Genomic DNA, 22418 nt, shown 5'->3' on the forward strand with positions numbered 1-22418 from the left:
CCCGGCCCGGCCGAGGGTGAAACCGGGTCCCCCATACGGGGCCGACCCCCTGCCCCCGGGCGGCCGGCCGTGACTAATCTGGAGGCGGTGGCACCGACGCGGTGCCACCGCCTCGCGTCCACGGGCCGACCGCCGGCCCGCGGGGCCTCCCTGCGAACCGAGGAGTGACTCCCTCCGGCAATGGACGGATCGTCCGGTAGTACCTGCGCCGCCCCCTCCCACGAGGCGGCGGCATGATCATCCCCCTACTGCTGCTGCTCGCGGCCTTCGTTCTGATCCTCGCCAACGGCTTCTTCGTGGCCGCCGAGTTCGGCCTCGTCACCGTGGAGCGCCCCGACGCCGAACAGGCGGCCGCCGGCGGCGACCGGCGCGCACAGACCGTCGTCAAGGCCCTCGGCGAGCTGTCGTTCCAGCTCTCCGGCACCCAGCTCGGCATCACCATCACCTCGCTCGTCGTCGGCATGCTCGCCCAGCCCGCGCTCGCCGCGCTCCTGGCCCCGCCGCTGACCGCGCTCGGACTGCCCGACGGCGTGGTCGGCGGGATCGCCGTGGTGACCGGCATGCTGCTGGCCTCCGCCGTGCAGATGGTCGTCGGCGAACTGGTCCCCAAGAACTGGGCGGTCTCCCGGCCGCTCCAGGTGGCCCGGTTCGTCGCCGGACCGCAGCACCGGTTCTCCTCGGTGTTCCGCCCGGTGATCTCCCTGCTCAACGCCGTCGCCAACCGGCTCGTCCGGCTGTTCGGCGTCGAGCCGGCCGAGGAACTCGCCTCCGCCCGCACGCCCGGCGAACTCGTCGCGCTGGCCCGGCACTCGGCCCGCGCCGGGGCGCTCGAACAGGACACCGCGGACCTCTTCGTGCGCACCCTGTCGCTCGCCGAGCTCACCGCCCAGCACGTCATGACGCCGCGGGTGAAGGTCAGCTCGCTGCAGTCCGACGCCACCGCGGCGGACGTGCTCAACCTGACCCGGGCCACCGGCCTCTCGCGCTTCCCGGTCTACCGGGACCGCATCGACGAGATCACCGGCATGGTCCACCTCAAGGACGCGCTCGCCGTCCCGGCCGACGAACGGCTGCGCACGCCCGTCGGCCGGATCGCCGTGGCGCCGCTGCTCGTCCCCGAGACCCTGCCCGTGCAGGAGCTGCTCGACCGGCTGCGCCGCGAGCAGCCCATCGCGGTCGTCGTCGACGAGTACGGCGGCACCGCCGGCGTCGTCACCCTGGAGGACATCGTCGAGGAACTCGTCGGCGAGGTCCGCGACGAGCACGACACCGCCGCCGACGAGCGCCCCGAACTCGCCTCCGTCGCCGCCGAGGACGGACAGCCCGCCTGGGAGGCGGACGGCAGCTGCCGGGTGCACACCCTGCACCGGATAGGGCTCGAAGTGCCCGACGGGCCGTACGAGACCGTCGCCGGTCTCGTCGCTGACCTCCTCGGGCGCATTCCCGCGGCCGGGGACCGCGCCGAGCTGCCCGGCTGGCGGCTCTCGGTCCGCCAGGTCGACCGCTACCGCGCCGAGCGGGTCTGCCTGGTGCGGACCGCGAAGGTCCCGGAGGCCGCCCGGTGAGCGCCCTCCAACTGGTGTTCGCGCTGCTCCTGGTGGTCGCGAACGGCTTCTTCGTCGGCGCGGAGTTCGCGCTGGTCTCGGTGCGGCGCAGCCAGATCGAGACGGTTCCCGGCCACCGGGCCCGCCAGGTCCTGTACGGCCTGGAGAACCTGCCGCAGATGATGGCGGCGGCCCAGTTCGGCATCACGGTCTGCTCGCTCACCCTGGGCGCGGTCGCCGAGCCGACCGTGGCCCGGCTCCTTGAGCCGGTCTTCCACGCGGTCCACGTCCCCGAGGGCCTGATCCATCCGCTGGGCTATGTGATCGCCCTGGCGCTCGTGGTCTTCCTCCACCTCGTCGTCGGCGAGATGCTGCCGAAGAACCTGGCGATGGCGGACCCGGAGCGCACCGCGCTCCTCCTCAGCCCGGCGCTGGTCGGCTTCGCCCGCCTCTGCCGGCCCGTCACCGCGGCCTTCGGCGCCTGCGCCGGGGCCGTGCTGCGGCTGTTCGGGGTGGAGCCCAAGGACGAGGTCGAGGCGGTGTTCACCAGTACCCAGCTCGGCCGCCTCGTCGAGGACGCCGGCCAGGCGGGGCTGCTCGCCCCGGCGGAGCAGGAGCGCCTGGAGGACGCCCTGGAGCTGGGCAGCCGCCCGGTGACGGACGTCGTGATCCCGCCGTCGGCGCTGGTGACGGTGACCCCGTCGGCGACGCCCCGGGAGATCGAGGAGCTGACCGTCCGCACCGGCTACTCCCGCTTCCCGGTACGGGGCGGGCGCGGCGGACGCTTCCTGGGCTTCGTCCATGTGAAGGACGTCCTCGATCTGGAGGACCGCGAGCGGGCGGTGCCGCAGCACGTGTGGCGCCCGATGCCCGTACTGGGCTCCGAACTCCCGCTCGACGACGTGCTGACCGTCATGCGCCGGGCGGCCACGCATCTGGCGCAGGTGGCGGACGCCTCGGGCCGCGTGGTCGGCCTGGTCGCCCTGGAGGACGTGCTGGAACTGCTGGTGGGCGAGGTCCGCGACCCCGCGCACCGCACCGCCGTCGGCTAGCTAGGCCGGCGGCTCCTGGGGGCCGCGGGCCGTGGGTCCGCGGCCCGACAGGACCTCGCCGTACGCCTGCATCAGGTCCGGCAGGCGCAGGGTGGCCAGGTCCTCGCGGGTCGGCGTGACGGCGTAGCCGGAGAGCCTGAGGTCGCGGTAGGCGCAGGACTTCTCGTACAGGGTGCGCAGGAAGCGGCCGTTGCCCAGCTCGTCGATCCAGCCCTGGTCGACGACATGGCCGCTGATGGAGCGCAGCTCGTCCAGGGCCTCCTCGTCCCAGCCGTCCCCGTTCGCCGCGGCCAGCACCCGGCCGATCGCGGTGAGTTCCAGCGGCCGGTACGAGGGGAAGTCCACCCGGGTCGTGAACCGGGACGACAGCCCGGGGTTGGCGGCGAGCAGCCGGTCCATGCCCTCCGGGTATCCGGCGAGGATCACCACGAGGTGGTCGCGGTTGTCCTCGGCGCGCTTCAGCAGCACCTGCAGCGCCTCGTCGCCGTACGCGTCGCCCTTGCTGTAGCCGGAGTTGGAGAGCGCGTACGCCTCGTCGACGAAGAGCACCCCGCCGACCGCCGAGTCGATCAGCTCGTTCGCCTTCACGGCCGTCTGCCCGAGGTACTCGCCGACGAGGTCGGCCCGCTGGGCCTCCACGAGATGGTCGCCGCCGAGGAGCCCGAGGGCGTAGAAGACCCGGCCGAGGATCCGGGCGACCGTGGTCTTCCCCGTCCCGGACGGGCCGGAGAAGACGAAATGCCGCTTCGGGGGTTGCACCGGAAGGCCCTGCCCGGCCCGCAGCCGGGCCATCTCCAGCTGCGCCGACAGCGCCTTGACCTGCCGTTTCACCGGCTCCAGGCCGACCATCCGCTCCAGCTCCGCGAGCGCCTCGGCCAGCAGCGCCGGGTCGGTCGCGCCGGCCGGGAACCGCGGCGGCAGCGGCCGACCGGGCACGGCGGCCTTCTCGCGGACGTCGTCCGGCGGCGGCGCGGGCGGCGGGGTCCCCGGCGGGGCGCCGGGCGGGGCGCCCGGCGGCGGCTGGAGCGGCTCGCCGCCGAACCGCGGCGGCTCCGTGAGCGGGCCCTCGGTCTCGGCCCGGTCCGCGTCCACGCTGTCCTGGCCCAGGCCCCCGAGCGCCACCGCCGCGTACCCGGCGGGATCCTCCGCGCCGTCGAAGCCGTCGTACTCGGCGATCGCCGCGAGCCGGGCCGAGGTGTCCATGAACGCCGGGTCGATCCGGTGCACCGCCCGGTACAGGGGGAGTGCGGCGGCGCTGCGGCCGGTGCCCTCGTGCGCCCGGGCGAGCCAGTACCGCAGCTCCTTGCGCTGCGGCTGCTCGCTGCGGCAGCGCATCAGCGCGGCGGACAGCAGCGGCTCGGCCTGCGCGAACATCTCCAGGCGGACGCGGGCCATGCCGCCGAAGAGGCCGGCCTCGATGCCGAGCAGCGGATCGTCGACGAGGGATTCGGTGTGCCGGACCAGCTGGTCCCAGTCCTTGACGAGATAGGCGCGGCAGGCGTGCAGGAAGCGGACCTGCGGATCGGTGTCCACCGGCGGCAGCCCGGCCAGGGCCCGGTCCAGCTCGGGCACGTGCCGGCCGTCCAGCCAGTGCGAGGCGTGAGCGAGGAGCAGATCGCGGGCGGATTCGAGCACCGGCTGGACCCACCAGCCCAGCCAGTACCAGGAGTTCAGGGTGCGCCGGTGCCGGGTCCGCTGCTCGCCGAACCGGTCGCGGTTGCGGTACATCCGCAGTAACGCGGTGGTGGTGTCGATGCGCAGGGCGTGCAGGCCGAGCCAGCCGTCGGCCATGCCGGGGTCGATCCGGACGGCGGTCCGGAACTCCTCCTCCGCCTGCGGGTACGCGCCCATGGTGTACGCGTCGACGCCGCGCAGCCAGGCGAGCTCGGCCGGGGCGTGGACGCCGCGGGCGCCACTGTCCATCGCGTCCCCCACTACCCAACCGCCTTCTCGTGGACGGGATTTGACCGCACCTGGGGCATCGTACCTGCGCAGCGCGGGGTCGAGTGAGGCGTCGGGAGCGATCCGGGAGCGATTCCGGAGAGAGCTGCGGCGGACCGCCGACGGTGACCCTGGGTGAGCATGGGGGGTTGCGCGGAGCGGTGGAAGAAGACGAAGGCGGGCAGAACGAAGCCCCCGATCACGGGGGAACAACCGGGGGCTTCGCGTCTGCGGCGGCTTCGGAAAGCCGCACATTGAGAACGTAAGACCTGTACGCCCCGTCGGTCAAGCCGAGTTGGAGCAGTCTGGCAAGTCGATGTCCGACTGCTCAGTACGGAGGCCGAGGGCGGTCACGGTCCGTGAGGATCAGGTCCTCGGCGGCCGCCTCAGCAGGCCCCGGGAGCCACTCGTACCCCACCTGTCGCTCCCGAATCAGAGCGTCCGCGAACGGACGCGAGGGGTCCGCTGCGAAATGGCGTGTCTCCGCCACCGTCCAGCCGTCCCAGAAGGCGGAGAGCTCCGGTCCGTCCCGGTGCCGGCCCCGCACCCAGGACGCCTCCGGCTCCCGCTCCATCCACAGCAGCGCGGCCAGATGCGGGCGCAGCGCCCGGCGGCCGGTGCCGACGCCCTCGACCAGGACGACCGGTGCGGCGGGCAGCGGGCGGGGCGGGCCGAAGACGCGCGCGTGCCAGTCGTACGGCCGGTAGTGCGCGGTCTCGCCCCGCGAGAACGGGGCGATCACCTGCTCCGCCAGCCGCTCCGTCCAGGCGAACGGCTCCTGGTGGGTGGCGAGATCGTCGGTGTGCAGCACCGGCGCGCCGTCGAGCGCGGCGGCGAGACGGGTGGCGAAGGTGGACTTCCCCGAGCCCGCGTGGCCGTCCACGGCGACGAGCCGGACGGGTCCGCAGGAGGGCGGCAGGGCGCGCAGCGCGGCGGCGCGGTCGAGGAGGTCCATGGGGCCAGCGTATCGAGGGCCAGCTGCGCCGCCGCAGGTCAGCAGGGTGCGAACGCCAATGGTGGAGACCAATATTGCTCGCGCCACGCGCTGCGAAGCGCTGGCCCGGGCCGCGGTCCAGGCGCGATAGTGGCGGTTCACGGCGCGCAGGGCCCGCGCGCCGCGGCACCCGGCACCGCCCTCGTACGCCGCGCACCACCGACCGAGTACGCCGTGCACCACCGACCTCGTACGCCGCAAGCATCCGTCCGGCACACCGCGGCACCACCGGCCTCGTACGCCGCCGACGTCCCCACCCGCCACCGAACCCCGTCCCGCCCCGCACCGAGGCGCGACCCGGCGCGAGCCCCGCTCCACGCGCCGCCCCACCCGCCCACGAGCCCGCCGCAGGACGCGCACCACCCCCGCCCCGACCACCGCCCGAGCCCACCCCGCCCGCCATCGTTCCCGCCGCATCCGACCGGGGGTCCCATGACCAGTTCCACTCCGCGCAGGACCGTGCTGACCGCCGCGCTGGCCGCCGCCGCGGGCGCGGCCACCGCGACGCCGACGCCGGCCACCGCCGCCGCATCCCGTCCGCGGACGGCCGCGCCCGCCCGCCACGCGCCCGAGCCCGGGCTCGTCGACAACAGCGTCTGGACCACGTACACCGACTGGCGCTCCGGCGAGGCCGCCGGCGTCCGGGCGGTCGCCGGCCGCCGCCCCGCCCTGGTGATCGGCGTCCCCGCCGGGCGCACCGAGTACGCCGACCCGCACACCGGGAAGCGCGCGACCTGGGAGTACGCCACGTGGACCTCCCCGGTCCACGCCTCGACCGTCCCGGCCACCGAGGTCATCGCCTCCTGGAACGCCGGCACCCCGGCCGGCACCTGGCTCCAGATCGAGCTGACCGCCGGGTACTCCGACGGCTCCTGGACGCCCTGGTACGTCCTCGGCCGCTGGGCCTCCGGCGACGGCGACATCCGGCGCACCTCGGTCGACGACCAGACCGACGGCCGCAGCACCGTCTGGACCGACACCCTCGCCGTCGACGACGCGGCGAGCGGGCTCCGCCTGCTCGCGTACCGGCTCCGCCTCACCCTGTACCGCCGGCCCGGCACGACCCTCACGCCCGCCGTGTGGCGGGTCGGCGCCATGGCCTCCGACGTCCCGGACCGCTTCACCGTCCCCGCCTCCACGCCCGGCCTCGCCCGGGAGCTCGTGGTGCCGCGCTACTCGCAGAACACCCACGTCGGCCAGTACCCGGAGTACGACAACGGCGGCGAGGCCTGGTGCAGCCCCACGTCCTCGCAGATGATCATCGAGTACTGGGAGCGGCGCCCGACGCCCGAGCAGCTGTCCTGGGTGAACCCCGACTACGCCGACCCGCAGGTCTGCCACGCGGCCCGCAACACCTACGACCACCAGTACGAGGGCTGCGGCAACTGGCCCTTCAACGCCGCCTACTGCGCCGGCTACGACGAGATGACCGCGGTGGTCACCCGGCTGCGCACGCTCACCGACGTGGAGACCCTGATCGCCGCCGGCATCCCGGTGATCACCTCGCAGTCCTTCCGCAAGGAGGAGCTGACCGGCGCGGGCTACGGCACCTCCGGCCACCTGATGACCGTCATCGGCTTCACCGCGGACGGCCACGTGGTCGCCAACGACCCGGCCTCGCCCAGCAACGAGGCGGTCCGCCGGGTCTACGACCGGCGCGAGTGGGAGAACATCTGGCTCCGTACGAAGAGGTATGACGCAAACGGCAAGGTCAGAAGCGGTACGGGCGGTGTCTGCTACCTCTTCTGGCCAGCCGAGCCGGCACCAAGTCAGCAACGCGCACTGCGGTCGCTCGGCCTGGTGTGAGCATGTGTGGCCCCACGGCCGCCTCGTGGCCACCTCCCTCGCGCACCTCGAATCCACCGGCGGGCCGCATGAGAATTCCCTCGAACAGAGGGAAGGATTCCCCCACACTTGCAGAATGCCGAACATCGTCACCCCACGCCTGCAGTACACCGCCACGGCCGCACGACCGTGCTGGGGCGATCTTCCACAGGGCATTCGCCAACTGATCTCACGGCACCTGGGTGATGCAGTGGACGTGGGGCCAAGCGCGGGCAGCGGCTTCACCAGTGGCTTCGCCGCAGTGGCCCACGGGAGCAGCGGCACACAGTTCATCAAGGCGGTCAACGGCGAGACGAACGCCGTGATCGCCAACTCCTACCGAAGGGAGGCGATGATCAACCAGGCGCTCCCTCCGGAGGTCCCGGCACCACGCCTGCAGTGGATCGAGGAACAGGACGACTGGGTGGTCCTCGGCTTCGACGCCGTCAGCGGTGGACACATGCCGGCCGAACCCTGGCAGCCCAACGAGCTGGATGCCACTCTGAACGCCTACGCCACGACGGCCGAGGCGCTCGCCACCCCCTCACAGCAGATGCTGGAACTCGGTGTCGAACCAGTTGACGCCCACGGCGACTTCACCGCCTGGCGTGACCTCGAATCAGGCGGCATGAAAAGGGAAGATCTGCCGGTGTGGGTGCCGTTCCGGCGCATGCCGCAGCTCGCCGAGCTGGAGAGCCAGTGGCGGAAGGCCACGACGGGCAATGCCGTCTTGCACCACGACCTGCGCCAGGACAACGTGCTCATCGACACCACTGATGCCGCGTGGATCTGCGACTGGAACTGGCCCTGCCTCGGTGCAAGCTGGTTCGACCTCGTGCTGCTCCTCGCCACGGCGTTTGCCGACGGCCACGACGCGACCAACCTGTTTGCGGAACATCCCACCACCCGCGGAGTCGCAGACGAACAGCTCGACGCAGCCCTCGCCGCGCTCTCCGGCTTCTTCCTCGTCTCCGGCGCACAGCCCCCGGCGGACTGGTCACCGCATCTTCGCCGGCATCAGACGTGGTGTGGCGAAGTCACCCTGCGATGGCTGGCTGACAGGCGGCGCTGGACCTTCTGAGCAGGTTGCGCGAGTCTCGGACCGCGGAGTGTCGTGGCACTGGGCAGGTGGGGCCTTCCCGTTCGGAGGCCTGGAGGCGGTCGGCATCCGGGCCTGAGCATCCCGCCGAACGGGCATACTCCTCCCGCCACAGCCGCCGGTCGCCGCGATCCGCAACCCGGACGGGCAGCATCGGCCCTGTGCGTCACGGCGGCGCCGCCGACCCCGGTCGCGCCGCCGCCGCGCCCGACAGGGAGGAGTGCGCCGCCATGTCCGACCGTGCCCCGCAGCCGGTGGCCCGCAGGCTGCCCAGCGACGAGGCCCGGGACCTGCTGGTCCTGGTCCGGGAGCTCGCCGAGCGCGAGATCGCGCCGCGCGCCGCCGAGGAGGAGGCCGCCGGGCGATTCCCGCGCGAGCTGTTCACGCTGCTGTCCGGGACGGGCCTGCTGGCGCTGCCGTACGACTCCGCGTACGGCGGCGGCGACCAGCCGTACGAGGTCTATCTGCAGATGCTGGAGGAGCTGGCCGCGGCCCGGCTCACCGTCGGCCTCGGCGTCAGCGTGCACACGCTGTCCTGCCACGCGCTGGCCCACTTCGGGACGGAGGAGCAGCGGGCCGCCCGGCTGCCCGCGATGCTCGGCGGCGGGCTGCTCGGCGCGTACTGCCTGTCCGAGCCGTCGTCCGGCTCGGACGCCGCCGCCCTGCGCACCCGCGCGGAACGGGACGGCGGGGACTGGGTGCTGGACGGCACCAAGGCGTGGATCACGCACGGCGGCGTGGCCGACTTCTACACGGTGCTGGCCCGCACCGGAGGCCCCGGTCCCAGGGGGATCACCGCCTTCCTGGTGCCCGGCGACGCCCCGGGGCTCTCCGCCGCGGCCCCCGAGCGGAAGATGGGCATGAAGGGCTCGCCCACCGCCCAGGTCCACATCGACGGGGTACGGGTGTCCGACGCGCGCCGCATCGGCGAGGAGGGGCAGGGCTTCACCATCGCCCTGGCCGCGCTGGACTCCGGCCGGCTCGGCATCGCCGCCTGCGCGATCGGGGTGGCGCAGGCCGCGCTCGACGAGGCCGTGGCGTACGCGCGGGAGCGCCGCCAGTTCGGCCGGCCCATCGCCGACTTCCAGGGGCTGCGCTTCCTGCTCGCGGACATGGCGACCCGCATCGCGGCGGGCCGGGCGCTGTACCTGGAGGCGGCGCGGCTGCGCGACGCGGGACTGCCGTTCGCCCGGGAGGCGGCGATGGCCAAGCTGTCCTGCTCGGACACGGCGATGCAGGTGACGACCGACGCGGTGCAGGTGCTCGGCGGCTACGGCTACACCGCCGACTTCCCGGTGGAGCGGCTGATGCGCGAGGCGAAGGTGCTGCAGATCGTGGAGGGCACCAACCAGATCCAGCGGATGGTCATCGCTCGTCACGTCGTGGGACCAGAGTCCCGCTGACCCCGCTGGCCCGTACGGTGCGGTCGGACCAGACGGGCGCCGCGGCGAGCCGGTTCCACTCCGGGTCGCGGCGGCCCGGCAGGGTCCGGCCGTGGCTCGCCCACTGGCGGATCATCGCCTGGTAGATGGGCGGGTCGGCGGGGGGCGGAGTCGGCTGCGGAACCGATTCTTCAGCGCCGGTGTCCACCCGGCGCCAGCGTCCGTACCCGCTCGGCGCGGTGTAGGTCGAGGTCATGCCCGATTCAACGTTCACCTGCCCGCGGGGGTCACCGTCGACCGCATTCGAGCGAAGGTTCGCCCCTTACCCGAGGGCTCCCAGGCGTGTACTCAGGGGCTCCCCGGGCGTGCACGACTCTGGCCGACCCTCCGTTTCTGACGTACCGTCAATTTCCCTTCGCCGACCTGGAGGTCACACGTGTCAAAGGACCGGCCCGTCGCGCTCGACGAGTACCCCGTGCATCAGGCCCCGCTGTCGATGAAGCACCACGTCAGCGGCGACCGGAACGCCTACGACCGGTGCATCTTCCATGTCTTCGACCACGCCGGCCGCGCCCTGCTCATCGCCGGGCTCGGCGTCTACCCCAACACCGGCGTCATCGACGCCTACGCCACCCTGCGCACCGGCGACCGGCTGCACGCGGTGCGCGCCTCCGACGCCCTCGGCGACGACCGCATGAACCTCGCCGTCGGCCCGCTGCGGATCACCGTCGACGAACCCCTCCAGCGGCTCACCCTGCACTGCGACGCCGACCCCGGCGACCCCGACGGGCTCTCCTTCGACCTCACCTGGACCGGCGACTTCCCCGCCGTCTGGGAGCCCCACCACGTGCAGCGCCGCGGCGACCGCCTCATGCTCGAAGGCCGCCGCTTCGTCCAGGCCGGGCACTGCACCGGCGTGATCCGGGCCGGCGGCGAGGAGTTCACGGTCACCGCGGGGGAGTGGACCGGCACCCGCGACCGCAGCTGGGGCGTCCGCCCCCTCCCCGGCGAGGAACCCGGCCGCGCCGACGAGTTCCGCCCCGAGGGCTTCCACTGGCTCTGGATCCCGGTGCGCTTCGACGACCGCTTCGTCATGGTCGTCGTCCAGGAGGACGCCGACGGCTACCGCACCCTCAACGACGCCCTCCTGGTCCGCGACGGGCAGTCCGACGCCCAACTCGGCTGGCCCCGCACCGACATCGCCTACCGACCCGGCAGCCGCCACCCCGAACGCGCCGTCGTGCACCTCACCGACCCGGCCGGCAAACCCCTGGAGCTCGGCGTCGAGATCCTCGCCTCCTCCCCGCTCGCCGTCGGCGCCGGCTACCCGCCCGCCGGCGACTGGCAGCACGGCAGCTGGCAGGGCCGCGACTGGACCGACCGCCGGGTCTACGACCTGTCCGACCCGGCCGCCCACCCGATGGCCGCCTTCGGCGTCACCGACCACTCCGCCCGCTTCACCCTCGACGGCCGCACCGGATACGGGATCTTCGAGCACGGTTCCTTCGGCCGTCACGACCCCAGCGGCTTCGCCGACTACGCGGCCGTCGCCGAGTGAGGAGGACCCCACCCATGGCCACCGCCCCCCGCCCCCGCACCTCCACCCGCGACCCCGAGGAACTCGGCCGCCGGCTCACCGCCTGGCTCGACCCGCGGCTGCCCGGCGTCACCATCGGCGACCTCGCCGTCCCCGGCTCCAACGGCATGTCCAGCGAGACCCTGCTGTTCACCGTCGACCACCCCGACGCCCCCGCCCGCGGCTGCGCCCTTCGGCTGGCCGCCGACCCCGCCGCGTACACGATCTTCCCGGTGTACGACATGGAGCGGCAGCACCGGGTCATGCAACTGGTCGGCGAGCACACCGACGTGCCGGTGCCGCGGGTGCTCTGGCTGGAGACCGACCCCGGCCCGCTCGGCGCGTCGTTCTTCGTCATGGAACGGGCCGACGGCCGCGTCCCGCCGGACGTCATGCCCTATACGTACGAGGGGAACTGGCTGCACGCCGCCACCGACGCCGAACGCGCCCGCCTGGAGGCCGAGTCCGTCGGAGTCCTCGCCCGGCTGCACGACCAGTTCCCGGCGAAGGAGGCCGCGTTCCTGCTGCCGGACGGCCCCGGCAGCCCGCTGCGCCGGCACGTCGACGCCCAACGCGCCTACTACGCCTGGGTGGTGAAGGGACTCGTGCCCTCCCCGCTGATCGAGTCCGGGTTCGACTGGCTGGAGGACCACTGGCCCGCCGACGAGGGACCCGCCGTACTCAACTGGGGGGACGCCCGCATCGGGAACATCGTCTACGACGGCTTCGAACCGGCCGCGGTCCTCGACTGGGAGATGGCCGGCTGCGCCCCGCGCGAGGTCGACCTGGGCTGGACCGTCTACCTGCACCGGTTCTTCCAGGACCTCACGGTGAGCTTCGGACAGCCCGGACTGCCGGACTTCCTGCGCCGCGACGCCGTCGAGCGGCGGTACGCCGAACTGACCGGCCACACGCCGCGCGACATGGAGTTCCACACCCTCTACGCGGCCCTGCGGCACGCGATCGTGATGCTCAGAGTCGCGTACCGGCAGGCGCACTTCGGAGAGGTGGCCGTGCCGGAGAATCCGGACGGCCTCATCCTGCACCACGCCACGCTGGCGGCGATGGTGCGCGGGGACTACTGGTAGGAGGGGCGGATGGCGACGAGCGCCGGCGCCGCCGTCAGGCGGCGCGGCGCAGCTGCCGCGCCTTCATCGGACGCGAGCCCGGACCGCCGACGTGCGAGAAGGGCTGCGTCCGCCAGTCGAGCCCCTGCGGGAGCGTCAGCAGAAGACCCATCTCCTGCTCCTGGACCTCGAGGGTCTCGTCCGCGGGCCGGGCCTCCGCCGCCGCGCGACCGGTGCCCGCGCACACGGTGAGCGTGAACGGGTGCCACGGCGTCGGGCAGAGCGCGTGCTCCGGGAGCACGTCCTCGTCCGCGAGCAGCGCGATCGGCTGGGCGCAGTCCGGGCAGACGACCCGGTACATCTCGAAGGTGTCGTACGCGTCGAGGACGTCGTCCTCGGAGGTCACGACGGAATCAACAGGCTCCTGCATGGAGAACTCCCCCTCGGGTGGGCCGACCACGTCTACGAATGGCCTCGACCACAGCAAGCAATGCCCAACGGGCCCGCCGTATAACCGCGAGGTCACGATCCACTCCAGGGCGAGGCTGTGGCATTCGTCACATGCCCGTCGCAGGTGCCGCCCACATGCCGCGGACCCGCCCAATCGTGCTCATCGGGGCGTCACCCGGCTGTGCCGATCAGCACCCGGGGCAATAGGTTGACCGCATGGAGGAGCTGGATCGTCAGATCGTCGAATTGCTGGTCAAGGACGGGCGCATGAGCTACACCGACCTGGGCAAGGCCACCGGCCTGTCCACCTCGGCGGTGCATCAGCGCGTCCGGCGGCTCGAGCAGCGCGGGGTGATCCGCGGGTACGCCGCGGTCGTCGACCCCGAGGCCGTGGGCCTGCCCCTCACCGCCTTCATCTCGGTGAAACCCTTCGACCCCAGCGCCCCCGACGACACCCCGGACCGGCTCGCCGACATCCCGGAGATCGAGGCCTGCCACAGCGTCGCCGGCGAAGAGAACTACATCCTCAAGGTCCGCGTCGCCACCCCGCTGGAGTTGGAGCACCTGCTCACCCGGATCCGCACGCAGGCCGGCGTCTCCAGCCGCACCACCGTGGTGCTCTCGACGCCGTACGAGGCCAGACCGCCGCGCATCTAGGCTGGTCGCATGAGCGACAGCCTGACCCAGCGTCTGCCCGAGGACGCGCACCGCACCGTCCTGCTCCGCCGGGGAGAAGTCCACAGCCCCGCCGATCCCTTCGCCACCGCCATGGTGGTGGAGCGCGGGCACGTCGCCTGGGTGGGCTCGGAGGGCGCGGCCGACGCGTTCGCCGACGGCGCCGACGAGGTGATCGACCTCGACGGTGCCCTGGTCACACCGGCGTTCGTCGACGCCCACGTCCACACCACGGCCACCGGTCTCGCGCTGACCGGGCTCGACCTGTCCGGCGCGCGTTCGCTCGCCGACGCCGCCGAGCGCATCCGCGCGTACGCCGCCGCCCGGCCCGGCGACCGGATCCTCGTCGGCCACGGCTGGGACGCCGCCCGCTGGCCCGAACGGCGCGCCCCGCGCCGCGAGGAGCTCGACGAGCTGACCGGCGGCCGTCCCCTCTATCTCACCCGGATCGACGTGCACTCGGCGGTGGTCACCACCGCGCTGCTCGATCTCGTCCCCGGCGTCCGCGCCCTCGACGGCTTCCGCGACGGCGAGCCGCTGACCGGCGACGCCCACCACGCCGTGCGCGCCGCGGCGTACGGCGCGATCGCGCCCGCCCAGCGCGCCGAGGCCCAGCGCGCCGCGCTGGCCCGTGCCGCCTCCCTCGGCATCGGCACCGTCCACGAGTGCGGCGGCCCGCAGATCTCCTCCGAGGGCGACTTCACCGGACTGCTCGCCCTCGACGGCCCCGCCCCGCGGATCGTCGGCTACTGGGCCGACCTCGACGTCGAGCGGGCCCGCGCGCTCGGCGCCCGCGGCGCGGCCGGCGATCTGTTCGTCGACGGCTCGCTCGGCTCGCACACCGCCTGTCTGCACGAGCCGTACGCCGACGCCGGTCACACCGGCGCGGAGCGCCTCGACGCGGCCGCGGTCGCCGCCCACGTGGTGGCCTGCACCGAGGCCGGGCTGCAGGCCGGCTTCCACGCCATCGGCGACGCCGCGGTGTCCTCGGTCGTCGACGGCGTGCGGGCCGCCTCCGAGAAGCTCGGGCTCGGCCGGATCCGGGCCGCCCGGCACCGCGTCGAGCATGTGGAGATGCTTACGCCGGAGACCGTCGCCGCCTTCGCCGAACTCGGGCTCACCGCCTCCGTCCAGCCCGCCTTCGACGCGCTGTGGGGCGGCGACGAGGGCATGTACGCGGAGCGCCTCGGCGTCGAGCGGGCCCGTACCCTCAACCCGTTCGCGGCGCTGCTGCGGGCCGGCGTCCCGCTGGCGCTCGGCTCGGACAGCCCGGTGACCCCGCTCGACCCCTGGGGCACGGTACGGGCCGCCGCCTTCCACCGCACTCCTGAGCACCGGGTCTCCGTCCGGGCCGCGTTCACCGCCCACACCCGGGGCGGCTGGCGGGCGGCCGGCGTCGACGACGCGGGCGCTCTGGTCCCCGGCGCCCCGGCCGACTACGCGGTCTGGCGCACCGGCGATTTGGTGGTGCAGGCGCCGGACGACCGGGTGGCCCGCTGGTCCACCGATCCGCGGTCCGGCACGCCCGGTCTGCCCGATCTGACCCCGGGCGGCGAACTCCCCGTCTGCCTTCGGACGGTGGTCGGCGGACAAACCGTCTTCATGCGCCTGAACGAGTGACATCAGGACATTTCGCACCCTGGCGCGGGAGGTCGGAGGCTCTGCCGCGACCTGCGGATCTTCGTCGCAGGCCGGTCCCTTCTGTCCGTCCGCCCAGGTCAAACGAGTGTTGACAGGAAGCCGCCACCGGCCGGTAGGTTCGGCGCGTCCACCACGGGACGTCCGACCGGTTCACTTCCACGCAGTCGCCGAACGCCGCTGGGTCATGGGGAACGCACGCGCCGCCACAGGCGCGGACGCAACCCCGGAGCCAGGTTCAGCGTCCGTGCCTCGGGGGCGAGGGAAGGTTTTTCCGGCGGAGGGTGCGATCCGGGTGGGGCCCGGGCGTTCAGTAGACAACGGCCTTCGGCCGACCCGCAGCCAGCGGGTCCCAGGTCGGCCCGAAGGACGCCGGGCCCCTACCCATGCCGACCTTCGAGCCCCTACCCATGCCGACCTTCGAGCAGACCTCGCTATGGTGGGCACTCGCGTACGGACGTCAAAGGGGCAGCAGTGAACGACGGTGGGCAGCGACGGTACGGCCCGCTCGGCCGGGTCTTGGTGATCATCCCGACCTACAACGAGGCCGAGAACATCAAGCCGATCGTCGCCCGGGTGCGGGAATCGGTCCCCGAGGCGCACATCCTGGTCGCCGACGACAACAGCCCCGACGGCACCGGCAAGTTCGCCGACGAGCTCTCCGCCGACGACGACCAGGTCCACGTCCTGCACCGCAAGGGCAAGGAGGGCCTCGGCGCCGCGTACCTCGCCGGCTTCCGCTGGGGCATCGAGCACGACTTCGGCGTGCTCGTCGAGATGGACGCCGACGGCTCGCACCAGCCCGAGGAGCTGCCCCGGCTGCTCACCGCCCTCAAGGGCGCCGACCTGGTGCTCGGCTCCCGCTGGGTGCCCGGCGGCCGGATCGTCAACTGGCCCAAGTCCCGCGAGATCATCTCCCGCGGCGGCAGCCTGTACTCCCGCGTCCTGCTCGACCTGCCGCTGCGCGACGTCACCGGCGGCTACCGGGCCTTCCGGCGCGAGACCCTGGAGGGCCTCGGCCTGGACGAGGTCGTCTCGGCGGGGTACTGCTTCCAGGTCGACCTGGCCCGCCGCGCCGTCGCCGCCGGCTACCACGTCGTCGAGGTCCCGATCACCTTCGTGGAGCGCGAGATCGGCGACTCCAAGATGAGCAAGGACATCCTCGTCGAGGCGGTCTGGCGGGTCGCCGGCTGGGGCATCGGGGACCGCGCCCGCAAGGTCGGCAAGCGGCTCGGCCGCAGCTCCGGCAGCTGAACCCTCCTGTCGGGCCCGGGGCCTGAACTCTCCTTTACGACGTTCTTGCGGGCGGCCAGGCACACTGGGGGGCATGACGACCGGCGCACCGCCTCCCCTCGCCCCGAAGCGCTCCCGCCTGCGCACCTTCCTCCCGCTCGCCCTCGCCGTCTGGCTGGTCCTGGAGATCTGGCTGTTGACGGTCGTGGCGCGGGCGGCCGGCGGACTGACCGTGTTCCTGGTCCTCGTCGGCGGCGTCGTGCTGGGCGCCACCGTCGTCAAGAAGGCCGGCCGGCGGGCGTTCGCCAACCTCTCCGGCGCCTTCAAGGAGGCCCAGGCGGCCGCGCAGAGCGGCCGCTTCCCCGACGCCCCGCGCCGTGACGGCGCGGCCGACCGCAACGGCTTCCTGATGCTGGGCGGTCTGCTCCTGATGCTCCCCGGCCTGATCTCCGACGCGGCCGGCCTGCTGCTGCTCGTGCCGCAGATCCGCTCGGCCCTCGGCCGGTACGCGGAGAAGGCCGTGGAGCGCCGGATGGCCGCGGCGGCGCCCGGCAGCCTCCAGGACGCCTTCCAGCAGGCCCGTATTCACCGGCCGGACGGGAAGGTCGTGCAGGGTGAGGTCATCCGCGACGACGCGCCGCAGGAGCCCCGCGGCCCCGAGCGGCCCCGGCCGCCGCTGATCCCCTGACAGCCGAAGGGCCGCCCTGCTCGGCAGGGCGGCCCTTCGTCGACCTGTGCGCGAAGGTCGGCATGTGCGAACGCCGCGGGGCCCGGTACACCCTGAACGTGTACCGGGCCCCGCGGCGTGTTGCTGTGCCGTGGCTGTCCGCTAGGCCGACTTGCGGCTGTCGCGCGGATGCACGGCGATGTTCATGGCGCCGGAGCGCAGGACCGCCAGCCTCTCGGCCAGCACCTCCTCCAGCTCCTCGCGGGTACGCCGCTCCATGAGCATGTCCCAGTGCGTACGCGCCGGCTTGCCCTTCTTCTCCTCGGGGCCGTCCCCGTCCACCAGGAGTGCCTGGCTTCCGCAGACCTTGCACTCCCACTCCGGCGGAATCTCCGCCTCGACCGAGAACGGCATCTCGAAACGATGCCCCTTCTCGCATGCGTACTCCACCGCCTGGCGCGGGGCCAGATCGATGCCGCGGTCGGTCTCGTAGCTGGTCACCACGAGGCGCGTGCCGCGAAGAGCTCGCTCACTCATGAATCGTGCCTCCCGGGCTTGTCGCCCACAGGACAGGTGTCGCTGTCGTCGTCATCCGGTCAACGTCCGGTCGGCGGTAAAGATTCCCGTTGCGGGTCATGCGTCGCCCGTCGTGCCGCCCCTTGTTGTACCCACCAGTGCCCGGTTTGTCACATCTGGCAGCAGATGTCACCCAGCGCCTTCGCAAAGTTGGCGCGCAGTAACGGTCCGGCTGGCAGGCCAAAGGTGTACACTACCGGACTTTCGTTCCGACGTCTAAATCCGCTCCGGAACGGGGTTGCCCGCCGCCTCGATCGCACGCCGCACCGGCACTCGCGCCAGCAGCACGAAACCGAGCGCGAAGAAGATCACCAGGGAGATGATGGCATCCCGGTAGCTGCCGGTCAGCTGGTACGCGAGACCGAACACCAGCGGCCCCAGCCAGCTCAGACCCCGGTCGCTCATCTCGTACGCGGCGAAGTACTCCGCCTCCTTGCCACGCGGCACCAGGTGCGAGAACAGGGAGCGGGACAGCGCCTGGCTGCCGCCGAGCACCAGACCGATCGCCGCCGCCAGGAAGAAGAACGCCACCGGCGCCCCGGCCGGCAGGAAGTAGCCCGCCGCCAGGATCAGCGTCCACACCGCGAGCGAGGCCAGCACCGTGCGCTTCGCGCCGTACGTTCGGGCCAGCCGGCCCATCCCCAGCGCGCCCGCCACCGCGAGCACCTGCACCAGCAGCACCGCCGTGATCAGCGTCGTCTGCTCCAGGTCCAGCTCCTCCGAGCCGTACACCGACGCCTGGGAGATCACGGTCTGCACGCCGTCGTTGTAGATGAGGTACGCCACCAGGAACGACAGTGTCAGCGGATGCCGGCGCATGTCCTTCAGCGTCGCGATCAGCTGCTTCCAGCCGCCGCCGACCGCGTGATCCCGCACCGCGGGCCCGGTCTGCCGGTCCCGCAGCCGCCTCAGCGGCACCAGCGTGAACGCGCCCCACCACAGGCCGGCCGACGCCAGACAGATCCGCACCGCGGTGCCCTCGCTCAGCCCGAACGCGTCGTGCTGCGAGTACAGGACCAGGTTGAGCACCAGCATCAGCGCGCCCGACGTGTAGCCGAACGCCCAGCCGCGCGAGGAGACCGCGTCCCGCTCCTCGGGCGCCGCGATCTGCGGCAGATACGCGTTGTACAGCACCATCGACACGGACAGCGAGGCGTTCGCCACGATCAGCAGGAACGCGCCCAGCAGATAGCGGTCGCCGCCCAGGAAGAACATGCAGGTCGTCGCGGTCGCGCCCGTATAGGCCGCGGCGGCGAGCATCGGCTTCTTCCGGCCGCTGCGGTCGGCCGCCGCGCCGACCAGCGGCATCACGAGCACCGCGACGAGGATCGAGGCCGACACCGCGTACGCGAACAGCGAGCCGGCCCGCACGGGTATCCCGAGCGGATGCACGAAGCCCTCGGCGTCCGCGGCCGACTTGGCCACCGCGGTGAGATACGGGCCGAGGAACACGGTGACCACGCTCGTCGAGTACACCGAGCAGGCGAAGTCGTAGAAGTACCAGCCGCGCTGCTCGCGCCGGCGCTCGAGCACGCCGGTCAGGCCGTCCGGCTCCTCGGCGGTGTCAGTGGTCACGTGTGCGCGGTCCCCTCGTGCGTCCCCGTGGGCAGACGCGCGCTCAACTCCAGACGCCCCGATCGGTCAGGACGTCGCGCAGCGTCTCCAGATGATCGGTCATGATGCCATCGACACCCAGGTCGAGGAGAGAGTTCATCCGCTCCTGATCATTGATCGTCCACACATGAACCTGGAGCCCGCGGGCGTGGGCCTCGCGGACGAAGCGCCGGTCCACCACCTTGATCCCGCCCTGGCTCTCCGGCACCTGCGCCGCCACCGCGCCCGCGCGCAGCGCCGCCGGGATTCCCAGCGAGCGCAGCCGCAGCCCGATGACGCCGCGCACCCCGTACGAGGTGGCGAGCCGCGGTCCGGCCAGGCGCTGCGCCCGGGCGATCCGGCCCTCGTCGAAGGAGCCCACACAGATCCGGTCCCAGGCGCCGGTCCGGCGGATCAGGTCGACCAGCGGCTGCAGCGCGGTCTCCGTCTTGAGGTCCACGTTCCAGCGGGCCTCGGGGAACTCGTCGAGCAGGTCCTCGAACAGCGGCAGCGGCTCCTTGCCGGCCACCCGCGCCTCGCGCACCGCGCTCCACGGCAGGTCGCGGATGCGGCCCGAGGTGTCGGTCACCCGGTCCAGGGTGCTGTCGTGGAAGGCCACCAGCACCCCGTCCGAGGTGGTGTGCACATCGGTCTCGAAGTAACGGAAGCCCGTCGAGGTGGCGCGCCGGAAGGCGGCGGCGGTGTTCTCCAGGCCGTCCGCCGTGCCGCCGCGATGGGCGAACGGGATCGGGGCCGGGTGGTCCAGGTAAGGGTGGCGTACGCGAGTCACGGCCGCAGTATGACCTGCTTCGGTGTCGCGGAGGCTACGACGCTGCTGCTCGCGCCCTCTTCGGGGACGGCGAAGAAGCGGAGGAAGAACTGCGCGAGCGGGCCGATGCTCAGCGCGTAGAGCACCGTGCCGACGCCGAGGGAGCCACCGAGCAGGAAGCCGGTGACCACCACGGCCACCTCGATCGCGGTGCGCACCAGGCGGATCGAGCGGCCGGTGAGCCGGTGCAGACCGGTCATCAGGCCGTCCCGCGGGCCCGGTCCGAAACGGGCGGCGATGTACAGGCCGGTGGCCAGGCCGTTCAGGACGATGCCGGCGACCATCAGGGCGATCCGCGAGGGCAGGCCGTGCGCGTCGGGGACCAGGGCGAGGGTGGCGTCCATCGCGATGCCGATCACGAACACGTTGGAGACCGTGCCCAGGCCGGGCTTCTGCCGGATCGGGATCCACAGCAGCAGCACCACCGCGCCGACGATGATCGACACGATGCCGATGGTCAGACCGGTCCGCTCCGCGAGACCCTGGTGGAGCACGCCCCAGGGCTCCAGGCCGAGCCCGCCGCGCACGAGAAGCGCCGAGCTCACGCCGTACAGCGCCAGTCCCGCGTACAGCTGGGTGAGACGGCGGGTCAGGTGCCGGCCTCGGAGGCCGGAGGCGATGGACATGGAATTGCCCCCCTGTCTGGTGGATGTGGACTGGCACATGACACTCTGTGGCGGGGGACGAGATGCCAACCATGGCCAATCCGAGGAAGGTGGACTGAATTCCATGGCTGAGTGGACTTCAGCGGTGGGTGCGGCGCAGCTGGCGCGGCAGCTCCAGGCGCAGCAGCCGCGGCCCGCGGGCCCCGGCGCCCGCAAGCCGCCCGCCTACCGCGCGCTGGCCGACGGCATTCGCATGCTCGTCCTGGAGGGCCGGGTCCCGGTCGCAGCCCGGCTGCCCGCCGAGCGGGAGCTCGCGCTCGCGCTGACCGTGAGCCGGACGACGGTCGCCGCGGCGTACGAGGCGCTGCGCGCCGAGGGCTTCCTGGAGTCCCGGCGCGGGGCCGGCAGCTGGACCGCCGTGCCCGCCGGCAACCCGCTGCCCGCCCGCGGCCTCGAACCGCTGCCGCCGGAGTCGCTGGGCTCGATGATCGACCTCGGCTGCGCGGCGCTGCCCGCGCCCGAGCCGTGGCTCACGCGCAGCGTGCAGGGCGCGCTCGAGGAGCTGGCGCCGTACGCGCACACGCACGGCGACTACCCGGCCGGGCTTCCCGTCCTCCGGCAGATGATCGCCGACCAGTACACGCGGCGCGGCATCCCGACGATGCCCGAGCAGATCATGGTCACGACCGGGGCGATGGGCGCGATCGACGCGATCTGCCATCTGTTCGCCGGGCGCGGCGAGCGGATCGCCGTCGAGTCCCCTTCCTACGCGAACATCCTCCAGCTGATGCGCGAGGCCGGTGCCCGCCTCGTGCCGGTCGCCATGGCCGAGGGCCTCGGCGGCTGGGACCTGAGCCGCTGGCGGCAGGTGCTGCGGGACGCGGCGCCGCGGCTCGCGTACGTGGTCGCCGACTTCCACAACCCGACCGGCGCGCTCGCCGACGAGGACCAGCGCCGGCAGCTCGTCGACGCGGCGCGGTCCGCCGGCACGGTCCTCGTCGTCGACGAGACGATGACCGAGCTGTACCTGGACGACGACGTGGAGATGCCGCGTCCGGTCTGCGCCTTCGACCCGGCCGGGGCGACCGTGCTCACGGTCGGCTCCGCCAGCAAGGCGTTCTGGGCCGGGATGCGCATCGGGTGGGTCCGGGCCGCGCCCGACGTGATCCGCTCACTGGTCGCCGCGCGCGCCTACGCGGACCTCGGCACGCCGGTCCTGGAGCAGCTGGGCGTGCACTGGCTGATGCGCACGGGCGGCTGGGACGAGGCGGTCTCGCTGCGCCGCGCCCAGGCCCGGGAGAACCGCGACGCGCTGGTGGCGGCGGTGCGCAAGGAGCTCCCGGACTGGGAGTTCCACGTGCCGCGCGGCGGCCTGACCCTCTGGGTCCGCACCGGCGGCCTCTCCGGCTCCCGCCTCGCGGAGGTCGGCGAACGCGTCGGCGTCCGGGTCCCCTCCGGCCCCCGCTTCGGCGTCGACGGCGCCTTCGAGGGTTATGTCCGCCTGCCCTTCACGGTCGGCGGCCCGGTCGCGGAGGAGGCGGCCGCCCGCCTCGCCGCAGCCGCCCGCCTGGTCGCCTCCGGCGCGGCCACCGGCGCGGAACCCCCGCGCACGTTCGTGGCGTGAAAATCCCCCACCGCGCCCCGGAAGGGGCGGGGTGGGGGAGAGCCCCGCG

At 73.1% G+C, this 22418-nt stretch carries 20 protein-coding genes; 12 read left to right on the forward strand and 8 right to left on the reverse strand.

The genetic code is table 11. The annotated features are described in order from the left end of the window. Positions 1-233 precede the first annotated feature (233 nt). Both ACGFMM_RS30350 and ACGFMM_RS30355 read left to right on the forward strand, forming a co-directional pair. Positions 234-1565 (forward strand): hemolysin family protein, encoded by a 1332-nt coding sequence (locus ACGFMM_RS30350; RefSeq protein ID WP_393649672.1) that lies wholly within the window; start codon positions 234-236, stop codon positions 1563-1565. Next, positions 1562-2596, forward strand: coding sequence for a hemolysin family protein (locus ACGFMM_RS30355; protein WP_393649673.1), 1035 nt, complete (start codon positions 1562-1564; stop codon positions 2594-2596). Before ACGFMM_RS30350 ends, ACGFMM_RS30355 begins: the two co-directional genes overlap by 4 nt. Here ACGFMM_RS30355 and ACGFMM_RS30360 read toward each other — a convergent pair whose 3' ends face one another. Continuing rightward, positions 2597-4519 carry an AAA family ATPase gene (locus ACGFMM_RS30360; protein WP_393649674.1) on the reverse strand — a complete coding sequence of 641 codons (1923 nt, stop codon included), beginning with the start codon at positions 4517-4519 and terminating at the stop codon, positions 2597-2599. It lies immediately after the preceding gene. Positions 4520-4865: 346 nt separating this feature from the next. Continuing rightward, positions 4866-5492 (reverse strand): uridine kinase, encoded by a 627-nt coding sequence (locus tag ACGFMM_RS30365; protein WP_393649675.1) that lies wholly within the window; start codon positions 5490-5492, stop codon positions 4866-4868. Positions 5493-5963: 471 nt separating this feature from the next. Here ACGFMM_RS30365 and ACGFMM_RS30370 point away from each other — a divergent pair, with 471 nt between their 5' ends. The 3 genes from ACGFMM_RS30370 to ACGFMM_RS30380 all read left to right on the forward strand — a co-directional run bounded on the left by ACGFMM_RS30370 (position 5964) and on the right by ACGFMM_RS30380 (position 9857). Further along, positions 5964-7337 (forward strand): peptidase C39 family protein, encoded by a 1374-nt coding sequence (locus ACGFMM_RS30370; RefSeq protein WP_393649676.1) that lies wholly within the window; start codon positions 5964-5966, stop codon positions 7335-7337. Between the two features lie 115 nt (positions 7338-7452). Continuing rightward, positions 7453-8436, forward strand: a complete 984-nt coding sequence (locus tag ACGFMM_RS30375) for a phosphotransferase family protein (RefSeq protein ID WP_393649677.1) — start codon at positions 7453-7455, stop codon at positions 8434-8436. Positions 8437-8684: 248 nt separating this feature from the next. Next, entirely contained in the window at positions 8685-9857 is a 1173-nt protein-coding gene (locus ACGFMM_RS30380; protein WP_393649678.1) for an acyl-CoA dehydrogenase family protein, read from the forward strand. Here ACGFMM_RS30380 and ACGFMM_RS30385 read toward each other — a convergent pair. After that, positions 9820-10092 carry a hypothetical protein gene (locus ACGFMM_RS30385; RefSeq protein WP_393649679.1) on the reverse strand — a complete coding sequence of 91 codons (273 nt, stop codon included), beginning with the start codon at positions 10090-10092 and terminating at the stop codon, positions 9820-9822. The two genes, ACGFMM_RS30380 and ACGFMM_RS30385, sit on opposite strands and share 38 nt — an antisense overlap. A 180-nt stretch (positions 10093-10272) precedes the next feature. On the opposite strand from ACGFMM_RS30385, the gene ACGFMM_RS30390 reads away from it, so the two are divergent. Then, positions 10273-11394 (forward strand): hypothetical protein, encoded by a 1122-nt coding sequence (locus tag ACGFMM_RS30390; protein WP_393649680.1) that lies wholly within the window; start codon positions 10273-10275, stop codon positions 11392-11394. Between the two features lie 14 nt (positions 11395-11408). After that, a complete protein-coding gene (locus ACGFMM_RS30395; protein ID WP_393649681.1) occupies positions 11409-12500 on the forward strand; it encodes a phosphotransferase family protein in 1092 nt (363 codons plus the stop codon). A 34-nt stretch (positions 12501-12534) separates the two neighbouring features. Here ACGFMM_RS30395 and ACGFMM_RS30400 read toward each other — a convergent pair whose 3' ends face one another. Then, positions 12535-12909: a hypothetical protein gene (locus ACGFMM_RS30400; RefSeq protein ID WP_393649682.1), complete on the reverse strand. Its 375-nt coding sequence runs from the start codon at positions 12907-12909 to the stop codon at positions 12535-12537. A gap of 236 nt (positions 12910-13145) precedes the next feature. Between ACGFMM_RS30400 and ACGFMM_RS30405 the strand changes: the two genes are divergently transcribed. From ACGFMM_RS30405 to fxsA, 4 genes are all read left to right on the forward strand, one after another. Next, a complete protein-coding gene (locus ACGFMM_RS30405) occupies positions 13146-13586 on the forward strand; it encodes an Lrp/AsnC family transcriptional regulator (protein WP_393649683.1) in 441 nt (146 codons plus the stop codon). Between the two features lie 9 nt (positions 13587-13595). Then, on the forward strand, positions 13596-15224 hold the full coding sequence (locus tag ACGFMM_RS30410; protein WP_393649684.1) for an amidohydrolase: 1629 nt from the start codon (positions 13596-13598) through the stop codon (positions 15222-15224). A 492-nt stretch (positions 15225-15716) separates the two neighbouring features. Next, entirely contained in the window at positions 15717-16496 is a 780-nt protein-coding gene (locus ACGFMM_RS30415; RefSeq protein WP_393649685.1) for a polyprenol monophosphomannose synthase, read from the forward strand. A 73-nt stretch (positions 16497-16569) separates the two neighbouring features. Then, entirely contained in the window at positions 16570-17163 is a 594-nt protein-coding gene (fxsA, locus tag ACGFMM_RS30420) for an FxsA family membrane protein (protein ID WP_393649686.1), read from the forward strand. Positions 17164-17304: 141 nt separating this feature from the next. Here the strand turns inward: fxsA and ACGFMM_RS30425 are convergent, their stop codons facing one another. The 4 genes from ACGFMM_RS30425 to ACGFMM_RS30440 all read right to left on the reverse strand — a co-directional run bounded on the left by ACGFMM_RS30425 (position 17305) and on the right by ACGFMM_RS30440 (position 20766). Continuing rightward, the gene (locus tag ACGFMM_RS30425) at positions 17305-17679 is read right to left on the reverse strand and encodes an RNA polymerase-binding protein RbpA (protein ID WP_026278069.1); all 375 of its coding nucleotides are present in this window, start codon (positions 17677-17679) and stop codon (positions 17305-17307) included. Positions 17680-17934: 255 nt separating this feature from the next. Next, on the reverse strand, positions 17935-19293 hold the full coding sequence (locus ACGFMM_RS30430; RefSeq protein WP_393649687.1) for an MFS transporter: 1359 nt from the start codon (positions 19291-19293) through the stop codon (positions 17935-17937). 43 nt (positions 19294-19336) lie between these two features. After that, positions 19337-20101 (reverse strand): glycerophosphodiester phosphodiesterase, encoded by a 765-nt coding sequence (locus ACGFMM_RS30435; protein WP_393649688.1) that lies wholly within the window; start codon positions 20099-20101, stop codon positions 19337-19339. After that, the gene (locus ACGFMM_RS30440; protein WP_393649689.1) at positions 20098-20766 is read right to left on the reverse strand and encodes a YitT family protein; all 669 of its coding nucleotides are present in this window, start codon (positions 20764-20766) and stop codon (positions 20098-20100) included. Before ACGFMM_RS30440 ends, ACGFMM_RS30435 begins: the two co-directional genes overlap by 4 nt. 103 nt (positions 20767-20869) lie before the next feature. Here ACGFMM_RS30440 and ACGFMM_RS30445 point away from each other — a divergent pair, with 103 nt between their 5' ends. Beyond that, entirely contained in the window at positions 20870-22369 is a 1500-nt protein-coding gene (locus tag ACGFMM_RS30445; protein WP_393649690.1) for a PLP-dependent aminotransferase family protein, read from the forward strand. The last annotated feature ends 49 nt before the right edge of the window (positions 22370-22418 follow it).

This window comes from Streptomyces sp. NPDC048604 (assembly GCF_043199435.1).
Taxonomy (GTDB): Bacteria; Actinomycetota; Actinomycetes; order Streptomycetales; family Streptomycetaceae; genus Streptomyces.

Coding starts and splice junctions, on each gene's coding strand:
- ACGFMM_RS30445 (WP_393649690.1), top strand. CDS start 20,870: ATGGCTGAGTGGACTTCAGCGGTGGGTGCGGCGCAGCTGGCGCGGCAG.
- ACGFMM_RS30370 (WP_393649676.1), top strand. CDS start 5,964: ATGACCAGTTCCACTCCGCGCAGGACCGTGCTGACCGCCGCGCTGGCC.
- ACGFMM_RS30375 (WP_393649677.1), top strand. CDS start 7,453: ATGCCGAACATCGTCACCCCACGCCTGCAGTACACCGCCACGGCCGCA.
- ACGFMM_RS30380 (WP_393649678.1), top strand. CDS start 8,685: ATGTCCGACCGTGCCCCGCAGCCGGTGGCCCGCAGGCTGCCCAGCGAC.
- ACGFMM_RS30385 (WP_393649679.1), bottom strand. CDS start 10,092: ATGACCTCGACCTACACCGCGCCGAGCGGGTACGGACGCTGGCGCCGG.
- ACGFMM_RS30365 (WP_393649675.1), bottom strand. CDS start 5,492: ATGGACCTCCTCGACCGCGCCGCCGCGCTGCGCGCCCTGCCGCCCTCC.
- ACGFMM_RS30395 (WP_393649681.1), top strand. CDS start 11,409: ATGGCCACCGCCCCCCGCCCCCGCACCTCCACCCGCGACCCCGAGGAA.
- ACGFMM_RS30350 (WP_393649672.1), top strand. CDS start 234: ATGATCATCCCCCTACTGCTGCTGCTCGCGGCCTTCGTTCTGATCCTC.
- fxsA (WP_393649686.1), top strand. CDS start 16,570: ATGACGACCGGCGCACCGCCTCCCCTCGCCCCGAAGCGCTCCCGCCTG.
- ACGFMM_RS30360 (WP_393649674.1), bottom strand. CDS start 4,519: ATGGACAGTGGCGCCCGCGGCGTCCACGCCCCGGCCGAGCTCGCCTGG.
- ACGFMM_RS30410 (WP_393649684.1), top strand. CDS start 13,596: ATGAGCGACAGCCTGACCCAGCGTCTGCCCGAGGACGCGCACCGCACC.
- ACGFMM_RS30400 (WP_393649682.1), bottom strand. CDS start 12,909: ATGCAGGAGCCTGTTGATTCCGTCGTGACCTCCGAGGACGACGTCCTC.
- ACGFMM_RS30440 (WP_393649689.1), bottom strand. CDS start 20,766: ATGTCCATCGCCTCCGGCCTCCGAGGCCGGCACCTGACCCGCCGTCTC.
- ACGFMM_RS30425 (WP_026278069.1), bottom strand. CDS start 17,679: ATGAGTGAGCGAGCTCTTCGCGGCACGCGCCTCGTGGTGACCAGCTAC.
- ACGFMM_RS30405 (WP_393649683.1), top strand. CDS start 13,146: ATGGAGGAGCTGGATCGTCAGATCGTCGAATTGCTGGTCAAGGACGGG.